Here is an 11,069-nt window from a genome sequence, read left to right on the forward strand (position 1 = left end):
CCGCGTCACTCCCTTCTCATAGCTTGATGAAATCAAAAAAGCTCGAATGCTCTGATTGCTCCGATAGCTGTTGCATCGGCGACGCAGCTGAAACAATGGACGATGTCTCCACCGATTCCGTGGCCTTGACGGGTGGCCAGCAATACTTGCGTTGAAAAGGTGAATCAGGGGAACGAAGCGGCAGGCTCACCATACGTTCGGCAGGAATGCCTTCATTGCTGACAATGATGTGTGCGTTATTGCCTCCAAGTCCGAATGCACTTATGCCTGCCCGCAGTGTGTCGCTTGGCCCATTTCCCCACGGTTGGTGCTGCTGCACGATATAAAAAGGAGATTCCCCGAACTGGAACCGCGGATTCGGCTGGTCGCAGTGAATCGTCGGCGGAAGCTCGCGGTGAGCAAGCGAGAGCAGCACCTTGATCAGGCTGGCAATACCCGATGCGCTCAGCAGATGCCCGATATTACTTTTGACACTGCCTACGCCGCAAAACTGGCGCTGATTTGTATATTTTGCAAAAACACCTGTCAAAGCCTTAAGTTCAATGGGATCACCAATGAGTGTCCCGGTTCCGTGTGTCTCGATATAGCTGATGGTGGAAGGATGAATGCTTGCATTCGACATCGCTTTTTCCAGCAATTCCTGCTGGGCTTCCGGGTTAGGTGTGGTAATGCCCATCGTTTGACCGTCATTGTTGATGGAGGTACCATCGATGACCCCATAGATCGTGTCCTGATCGGCGATGGCTTGCGATAGCGGTTTAAGTAATACAACGCCGCAACCTTCACCCAGCCCGATGCCGTTTGCGTCCGCACTGAACGTTTTGCAACGAGAATCCGGGGATAATACGCTGGCAGCTCCAAGCATCTCGTAAGGTGCATCATCCAGCAAAATGTCCACACCGCCCGCAAAAGCGAGATCACATTCCCCATCCAGCAGACTTCGTACAGCAAGATGAACTGCGGTAAGTGAACTGGAGCAAGCGGTATCCACCACCATGTTGGGACCTTTCAGATTATAAAAATGGGACAGATGTGCAGCGATAAAGTTTTGGCCGATGCCAACGATGGTATCTTTGGTGCTGCCGCCCAGCTTGGACGAAAAGTTGCTCGCTCTGGAGCCAACAAATACGCCGGTCTGCGAATTCCATAAACGTTCCCGGCTGTATCCTGCGTCTGCGGCGGCCTCCACGCTCACTTCCAGCAGTTGGCGCTGGAGCGGATCGAGCTGTTCAGCCAGCGTATCCGTCATTCGGAAAAATTCGGGATCAAACTGTTCAATGTCCCGAATGAACGCCCCAATGCGCTTGCTGGAAGCGGAAGTTCTATGGGTGCTGCTGCCTGTCAACCTCAAGCGTTCCGCCGGGATTTCGGTCATGCTATCTCTGCCCTTTTGCAGATTGGACCAGAATTGCGCCGGATTGTCGGCATCGGGAAAATGGCAGGCAACGCCAACAATCGCGATTTTATCCCGCTTCTTGGTTTGTTCCAGCTCGGCTGGTTTTTCGTATGCCTCATCCACAGGATCATTCAGTTCGTTCAGTCCGGTTCGCACCTCCATATCTGGTTCAGCATGTTGCACAGGAATGGAATGTGCTGAACGAACATCAGAAGGTTTTTCAGTCGAATTCCCCCCCAACTTGGAGTTGGCTTCCATCAACAGGTCAGCCAAAGATTCGGGATAGATCCGTACCAGATGTTTTGCTAATTGGCGCAGTGTTGGATGTTCAAGCAACAGCGAAGGATCTATAGCAACATGCTGCAACTGTCGGTCCATGACCGTCAGAACTTGGACAAGCAGGATTGAATCCATTCCATAGTGCTGAAAAGGGGTATCTTCATCCAGCCGGGATTCATCCAATCTCAGTTCTTTGGCCATCAAAGCCTTGAGCCACGCTAGTGTCCTGTTCTCCAGCTCCTCCGTGAGGCTTGCGGTCATCCGCTCCACCGGGCGTGGAATTAACGGAATCGACATCTTCTGTGCTTCACTTAACGATGCCTCTGCCTGATGCTCCGCTTGTTGCTCTGCCTTGTGAACAGTTTGCGATGCAACTACAGCCGGCAGAATAACAGGCCCCCTGTTTTCCCGAATAATCCGATCCAGCCATAACATTCCTTCCGCATCAGTGATGCTGAGAAGGCCGCTCTGGCGATATGCTTCGCTAGTGACCGCACCAAAGCCGGATTCCTGCCAGCTCGGCCACTGGATGCTGATAACCGGGAATGGATTGATGGCACTTTCTTGGGATACGGCTTCGGCAAAATAGTCCATATAGGCGTTAGCCATCACATAATCGCTCTGCCCTGCTCCCAGCGAAGGCATCGCTGAGGATACGGAGGAAAACAGCACAAAGAAGCGCAGCGGCTCATGCCTGAGCGCATGATACAACGCATGCATCCCGCCTGTTTTCGGATCAAGGACCCGCTGTATGGCATCCGCCTGTTTGCGAATAAAAGCCGGATTGGCATGATCCACGTTGCCAGCACAATGAATAATCCCTCCAACAGGACCCATGGTGCGCTTAACTCTGGCCAGTTCCGCCTGAATGGCGCTCTCGTTTGTAAGAGAGATATCCGTAACAAGTACCTCGGCCCCCAGGTGTTCGAGTTCCAACAGGGATCTGATTTTGGTGCCTATCGCCGTGTCATGGCTTGCATATGCTTCCCATTCCTCCCGCTGTGGAATGGCTTCCCGTCCAGTCAACAACAGCCGCTTCACATTGTGATGCTTCACAAAATGGCGGGCACATGCCATTCCAAGGCCGCGGGTACCTCCGGTAATCCACAACACCTGATTGGCTTCCAGGATCGGTCGTTCTGGATCGATTGAAGATTCCGTGACATTATTGTTTATACTTTCCCCATAAGACAGCTCACGCATATAGGAACGCCAGCGTTTACCATCACGGTAACATATCTCCGGTTCCCGATCGGTTTGCCGGAACTCTGTTGTAATGCATTTGATCTTTGCCTCTTCCGATGCCGACGGATCAACATCCAGATGTCTGGATTGGATGCTTCGGTATTCGGCTTGCAGCATGCGGAACAGACCCGCACGAGAGGCGTGGGCCAGATTCACTTTCGAATTGCGGAACGACTCCAGGCCATTGGTCACCAATAGTAACAGCATCCCCTCATGGCCATGGATCTCAATGACGTCCTGCATAAGCTTCAGCCATGCCGGACGAATCTGTTCTGCGCAGGAATCATCAACAGTGATCTGGCTCATGCATGCTGTCAGATCAATCAAACCTGTCAGTCCATGTTTCAAACGTTCCTCATCTTCGAGCCAATGGCGTCCCGGATCATCCAACTGTTCCTCATTCAAAACCACCGTATGTTTAAAATGTTCTGTCAATCTCGCAGCAAGAGCTGCTGACTCCCGATTGGCAAGAATCAGAATCTTTCCAGCAGAATTGCGTTCATCAGACATGGATGCAATGTCCGCAAGCTGCCAGTCTTTGTGATAAGCAGTCATTTGGCGCTCCGGTGCTGCTTTCTGAATTCCAGCAGATACAGCAGAGTTGAGACGATCCACATGTTCACGGATAGCGGCTTCCTCAGGCAATTCAAACCAGCAGCGCTCGCGCTCAAACGGATAGCCAGGCAGACTAATTCGACGAGGCTGTTCTGTGGAGTATAGGACACTCCAGTCTGCTTTGATGCCTTTCACCCACAAATCCAGCACTTTTCCGTAAAGTCCTTCATTTAACCAACGGCTCACCACTTCGCCAAAATGCTCATCCATGGCGATTGCTGCCTGCACAGCCTGATAGGATTTGATATTTCCGAGGTACATTCCGTCTATTCCATCTAATGCCTCGTTTATGTTCTCATTTCCCAGGAAAAGGTGAAGACGTTCCTTTAACTCCTGAACGGATCGCACGACGAATCCGAGGCGCTCTTCCATCTCCTGTCTTCCTGTTTGAAGCGTAAATGCCAAGCGCTCCAGCAAACATTCCGGTTCTTCCGTTGCTCCTCCGGTGAGATGCTTCTCATCCACAGCAGTGAGCAAACGTCTGGCTCGTTCCCTGAGAGCGGATCGGGTTCGCGCCGAGAGCACAATGATGGCAGCTCCTCCTCTTGTTGCTTCGTTCAAGCTCCCCTCCTCATGTGGAGGGTAATCTGCCTCTTCAATGATCAGATGGGCATTGGAACCACCCGCACCAAATGAAGACAAGCCCGCCCTGCGCGGTATCTGGACCAGCTTGCCATCTTCCATCCGCTGTAACGGCTTCCACGCTTCAGCATCCCGCTGTACACGAAACGGGGTCTGCGCAAAGTCGATATTCGGATTGGCCGGGTCTGAATGCAGAGAGGGCACCAGTTGCCCATGTTTCAGCTGAAGCAAAATTTTGGTCAGTCCGGCAATACCCGCCGCACTTTCGGCGTGGCCGATGTTGGACTTTACCGACCCAAGAGCGCAAAACTGTTGCTGATCCGTGGATTCTGCAAACGCTTTGCTCAGACCGGCAACCTCAATCGGATCACCAAGCGATGTGCCTGTCCCGTGAGCCTCCACATAGGTAATGGTATCGGCGGAGATGTCCGCCTCAGCAATGGCTCTCCCTATGACACATGACTGAGCTGCCGGATTGGGCACGGTATACCCATTCGTTTTTCCACCGTGATTCAGTGCACTACCTTTAATAACCCCGTAGATATGATCTCCGTCTTCGATTGCCTTGTTGAGCGGCTTGAGAATGACTGCTCCGACCCCCTCGCTGGGAACATAGCCGTCCCCTTGTGCACCAAAGCTTTTGCATCGGCCTTCGCTAGAAAGGAAGCCACCTTGGTTCAGTAAAATATACTTGTTTGGATGAATCGATACGTTGACACCGCCCGCCACCGCCACTTCGCATTCCTTCAATACAAGACTCTGGCAGGCCAGATGAATCGCAGTCAAGGAAGAGGAGCACATCGTATCAACAGCCATGCTTGGCCCATTGAAATTGCAATAATACGATATTCGGTTGGCAATGGATGCGGGATTGCCACTTAAAGCGATGGAGGAATCTCCCTTAGCCTGAGCCTGGGCGGCGTACAGCTGGTATTCTTCGTACATGACTCCGACGTACACGCCAACCTTGTTTCCCCAAGTATCTCCGGTTGCAGAAGCCAAACCCTCTGGTGTGTACCCTGCATCTTCAATGGCATCATAGGCCGTTTCCAGGAACAGCCGCTCCTGCGGATCCATCATCTGTGCTTCTCTGGGCGAGATATGGAAAAACAATGGGTCAAAACGATCCACGCCCTGGAGGAAGCCTCCCCACTTGCTGCCAGGTTTCGGTGAATTAGGGTCCGCATGGTGCATATGTAGCCTGTGATCCCAGCGATCCAACGGAATTTCAGTGACACTATCCCTGCCCTGCATCAAGTTTTCCCAAAATTGTTCCAGGTCGTTCGCCTCGGGATAACGTCCGGACAGGCCAATAATGGCGATATCCTTGGCTAGTGAACGCACTTGAGCATCTGCTGGCACTGAGGAGCTCTGAGCTGGACGCTGAAATGCACGAAATGGAGGGTGTTGCAGGCCGGCTCGGGCAGTCTTAGTCTTATCCGAACGTTCCTTACGTTCTTCACAGGGCAGTTCAGGAACGGAAATTAGGCGATTGACGGTATCGCCGTGGGCCTTGATTAGATATTCTCTCAACTCTTTGAGGGTCTGATATTCAAAAAGCAGCGTTTTGGACAAAGGCCCGAAAGTACCCTCGAGCTGATCCGTCAATTGAGTAATGCTAATCGAGTCTATACCATACTCTTCCAGTCGGGCGTGGCTTACAATTTGATCTGCGGGCACTTTGAGTACCGCGGACAAGGCCTTTTTCAGAAAAGTATCCAATGCTTCCGCCAGTATATAGTCTGCTGCTGTGGTCTGCGTATGCTTCGCCAAACGATCCGTTGGCAGGCTGGTTTGACTTGTACGCGGTAATGGTTCGCTCTCAGGAACTAACGGTGCTGACGGAAAAGCGCTCGGGTATCGCTGGCTCAGAAATGCCGAAGCAGATTGCAGCGTTGGATACTCCACAAATAGAACATGACTCAGATCCAGCCCACATCGCTCGTTCAACCTTTGGGCCAAGAGTGTTAATTGAGGCTGATCCAGCCCGTATTCAAGCCAATCCGCTTCGCGGCTAATCTCATCAGGACCAACACCAAGCAGCTCCGCAGCCAATTCTTGCAACACAGACATGGCATCTGCTTCTGAAACGTTTGGGATATCCTGCGTTGCACGGTTCATATTCCAACGTGCCTCCAGGCTGGAGATCAGCTTCGGGATGTCCCCTTGTACCCCAATGATTTCACATTCTGTGGAATGAAAAGCCTTATAAAGCAACGTAATACCTGCTTCAATAGCCAGTGGACGCATTCCCGTATTTTCCCATAACGCTTTCTCTTCCACAGGGCTTAAATGCATGCCACCATCTTTCCATAACGGCCAGTGGATGGCCAGGGTCCTTCCTTGCCGTTTACCGGCCAGCATTAACTGATGACGATACTGTGCATAGCTGCCCATATACGCGTTGGCTGCAGCGTAATCGCATTGGCCCGGATTTCCATATACACCCGACATAGAGGAGAACAGGATAAAAAAGTCCAGCTTCATCGCCCGGGTTGCTTCATCCAGATAAAAGGTGCCGGCAACTTTCGGAGCCATCACCTTCTCCATTTCGGCTTTTGTTTTGTTCAAGATGTACTGATCTCCTGTTAAACCTGCGCTATGGATGATTCCATCCAGACGGCCGAAGTTATGCTGAATATAAGCAACAAGCTCCGAGGTATCTTTTTCCCGGGATATATCCCCTTGGCGATAGATGATCGTGGTACCATTTGTTTTCAATGGTTCCCATACCTGCTCCTGTTTCGCTGACATGTCCGATCTGCCTGTCAAAACCAGCGTGGTGTTGACAACCTTAGAGGCAATCTCACGGGCAAAAATATGGCCCAGGCCACCTGCCCCTCCTGTGATAAGGTACACCCCGCCATTCTTCCAAGGCATGACCTCCGTCTTAGCAGGCAGATGGAGGGCCTTCCAGTGAAGCACTTGTCGTTGTGCGCCTTGGTAGCCGATAGATATATCCTCAGACTCCCGGTTAATCTTGATCAGTTCGGCAGCACGCTTGGCATTAGGCGTTTCCCGAGGTCGGCTCTTCGATTCTGAGCCGACCTCTGCCATATCTTCAATGAACTGAACATGAATCCGGGGATTTTCCAGTGCCGCCGTTCGCAGCAATCCTGTTAATCCGCTATACAGCTGAAAATGATCTTCACGGCTGTACAACAGCTGAATAAGCACATTCTCAGCGTTGGCTGGACTACTCACCAGTTGTTGAAGTACGTGGAGTACTTGGGTAGAAGCAGACGCAAAACGTTTGGAGCTTGCGCCAACGTTGTCAATATCAGCAATTTTTTCAGATCCAAGCGCTACGATCTCGGTTGGTAGTTCCTCTTGCTTCAGTCTTTCCTTTATTTCCTCCGCCAGTCCGGCCCAAGGTTCAGCCAGCATTACGATATGCCTGTCAAAAGGGTGGTTCCAATCATTTCGGACAGCGGCGATTTTTTCCCAACGAGGTACCAACATGGCCGTTGCCCGCCCATGCGGCTCAGCCCCCGGGACTATACCATTGTTCAAGGCTCTGCAACTAAGTCCCTGAATAAAAACACATGGCACCCCTGTACTGGAGAACAAATCAATATCCAGCCTAGGCATGGCATGCGCAGCGGATGAAGCAGAATCAGAGCTGTAACGCACATGAGCCCACATTTCTTCCGTGAAGGAGCCCAGAACCTGAAGTTCATCCATGGCATAGGGAATGGGCAGCATAGAATTTGCGTTTTCCAGCTCTTTGCCCTCTTTTCCCTCCTGGTCCTCCATCCACAGCCCAATCGCGGATTGCAATGCTCCATCCAGGATGGCGGGATGCATTACATAGGAGTGCATTTCATGCTTCAGAACAGAAGGCAGGCGAAGCTGTCCTAACACCTCGCCTGCTCCCACGTTTAACTCAACCAACAACCGATGAGCGGGTCCGTAGTTGAGACCACCTTGTTCGTACATTTGGTAGCATTGATCCGCGCTAAATCGTTTGGTGTTGCAGCGTGCCTTTATCTCGCCTGGATTAACCGCCATTGCTGCGACTAGCTCATCTTCCAGTGAAACGATACTGGCATAACCGCTGCTGTACACCCTATTTTCGCCCGGTCCATCCGCAGACATCTCACTGTACATTTCATACTGAATAGGCTGAGTTTCCAATGAGGCATGTAATCGAATATGCAGAGATACCGGAGTCTCCTTGACAACAAGAGGACGCATCCACACATGGTTTTTCAAGATAACTGCAACATTCTCTCCTTGCTGCTCGCCGAGAGCATCGCTAACTGCAGCATGCGCCATTTCAAGGTAGGCCGCACCGGGTAGAATCCGCTCTTGTCCGATCCGATGATCATTCAGGTAAAATTCCTGGCCGGTCAGAACCGTCACGTATTTTTGCTCTGACAAGTTGGACTTATTCTCATGAAGCAGTGGATGAATAAAAGGAATATGACCGGAGTATCCGTTAAGGGAAGAATCCCCCTTCATCCGGAACTCCACAGGAGGTTCACCAGATACCCAATACCGTTCTTTGGCAAATGGATACGTAGGCAGGCTGATCTTGTGGTGTGTGAATCCGTCATGGAGCAAGTTCCAGTCCACATTCAGGCCTTTCACCCAAAACTCCAGCAATTTTCCGAATTTGCGTTTGGTAATCCAGTTCATTAGGGTATGGCTCATGTCTGCATCCGTTGACAATATGGATAGCGGCTGTTGTGCATCACCTGCATATCCCACATACATGTCGTCCATATCCTGATCTCCCGAACAGTAGCTTTCCAGTTTCGAGCTCAGTTCCTGTAGCGAACCTGTCACGATGCCAAGACGCATGTTCATCATCTCACGTCCGGTTTGCAGCGTATAAGCGATGTTCGCCAATTGTTCCTCTTGATATCGATTGGATCGCAGAGCGGTTAACATGCGTTCACACAATTCACGAAGCTGCTTTTCATTCCGGGCCGACAAAACGATAAGGGCCTGCTGTTTAGCTGGTTTATCCTGCTCAATCGGCAACATATCTGACTGCTCGGGACAATACTCCTGCACAATGATATGGGCATTGGAACCCCCGGCACCAAATGAGGAAATTCCCGCAATTCGCGGGACTTCCTGTGTAGAGTCTCCAGAATCAATCGTTATTCTGTCCCAGTCACTTAATTGCTTCTGCACTGCAAAAGGTGTCTTGTCGAACTGAATGTGTGGATTAGGCGGGTCCGCATGAATGGAAGGAACCAGCTGCCGATGCTGCATCTGCAAAAGAACCTTGGTCAAGCCTGCAATGCCTGCCGCACTTTCGCAATGACCAATATTCGATTTGGCTGAGCCAATGGCACATTTGCTGTTTGCTGCTTTCCCTTTCCTAAATGCCTGGGTTAACCCTGTAATTTCGATGGGATCTCCCAGTGAGGTGCCTGTCCCGTGAGCCTCGATATAGCTGATGTCCGTAATGTCGATTCCTGCCTCCGCGACAGCTGTTTCAATAACCTCCGCCTGTCTGGCAGGGTTGGGAACCGTATAACCGTTCGTTTTGCCGCCGTGGTTAACGGCAGTTCCTTTAATGACGCCATAGATATGATCGCCGTCGGCTATGGCACGGCTTAAAGGTTTGAGCATCACAGCCCCTACACCTTCTCCGGGGACATAACCGTCACCGCCTTCACCGAAGCTTTCGCAGCGACCTTTCGAAGACAGGAATTGCCCCTGAGTTAACATCACATATTTATTGGGGTGAACAGATACATTGACACCTCCGGCGATTGCAGTTCGGCATTCTTTTTTACTCAGACTCTGACAGGCCAGATGAATAGCCGTGAGAGACGAGGAGCACATGGTATCTACTACCATGCTGGGCCCATGAAAATTACAAAAGTACGACACGCGATTGGCAATGGAAGCCGGATTACCGTTTAATGCAAAGGGCTCTCTACCCGCAATCCTGGCTTCAGCGCCATACAGCTGATACTCCTGATACATGACTCCTGCGAATACACCGACATTCCCAATCTGATCCGGGGGGGCATCTGGACCTGCGGCCTGTCCGCGGGTATATCCCGCATCCTGAAGTGTCTCGTACACACATTCCAGAAACAGTCGCTCCTGTGGATCAATTCGTTCAGCTTCCTTCGGAGAAATCTGAAAAAAGAGTGGATCAAAACGATCCACTCCATCCAAAAATCCGCCCCATTTTCCAGACTGTTTTCCTTTGCTCGCATTCATCTCGGTATGAATCCGGTAATCCCATCGATCTTCTGGTATTTCAGTGATGCAGTCCTTCCCATGTTTCAGGTTCTCCCAGAACTGCTCCAGATTACTAGACTTTGGATATCGTCCAGACATGCCAATGATGGCAATGTCCAGTGATTTGCTGTGCACATGTTCTTCGCTAGTCGATTCTCCACTTGCGTTAGTCGCTGCTGGAATTCTTCTCCGTGAGCCAGCAGATCGCTGGCGCATATCGAACGAATTCGGGCTTTCAGACTTCCGTATTGTGCTGGACTCAAGCTCTGAAGTACGGAGTTGTACGTCTGGATTGCTTTTCGCCTGCACCCCTGTGAGCTGCTCCAGTCGTTCCCGATGATGGCTCATGAAATACCCGGCAAGCTCCGCTATATTTTGGTATTCATAGAACAACGTCTTGGACAGCGGACCAAATTGCTGTTCCAATTGATCCGTCAATTTCATCACCATCACGGAATCAATGCCATAGTTCTCCAGAGGCGCATGTGCATCGATCTGTCGTTCCGGTAGCATAAGGCTAGAGGACAATATTTTTTTGACATAACGAATGGCTTTTTCGCTGGTATCGTCCTCTTTCTCTTCATGAGGCATCTCACTCAAGCTTGACTCCTGTTCTCCAGATACGGACAACAGCCTTTGCAGCTGCTCCGCTGCCTGTTGATCGCTGAGCTTTCCTTGCTGAATCTTTCGATACAATGTGGACAGTTGGTCTTCCAAAGCGATCACCTCCTTAAAGAAA

General features: G+C 51.0%; 1 protein-coding gene. It reads right to left on the reverse strand.

The window, feature by feature from the left end:
- Positions 1–16: 16 nt before the first annotated feature.
- Positions 17–11,047, reverse strand: a complete 11,031-nt coding sequence (locus J7E78_RS03015; RefSeq protein ID WP_215074877.1) for an SDR family NAD(P)-dependent oxidoreductase — start codon at positions 11,045–11,047, stop codon at positions 17–19.
- Positions 11,048–11,069: the final 22 nt, after the last annotated feature.

The sequence above is a fragment of the Paenibacillus polymyxa genome (genome assembly GCF_018614975.1).
Taxonomy (GTDB): Bacteria; Bacillota; Bacilli; order Paenibacillales; family Paenibacillaceae; genus Paenibacillus; species Paenibacillus polymyxa_E.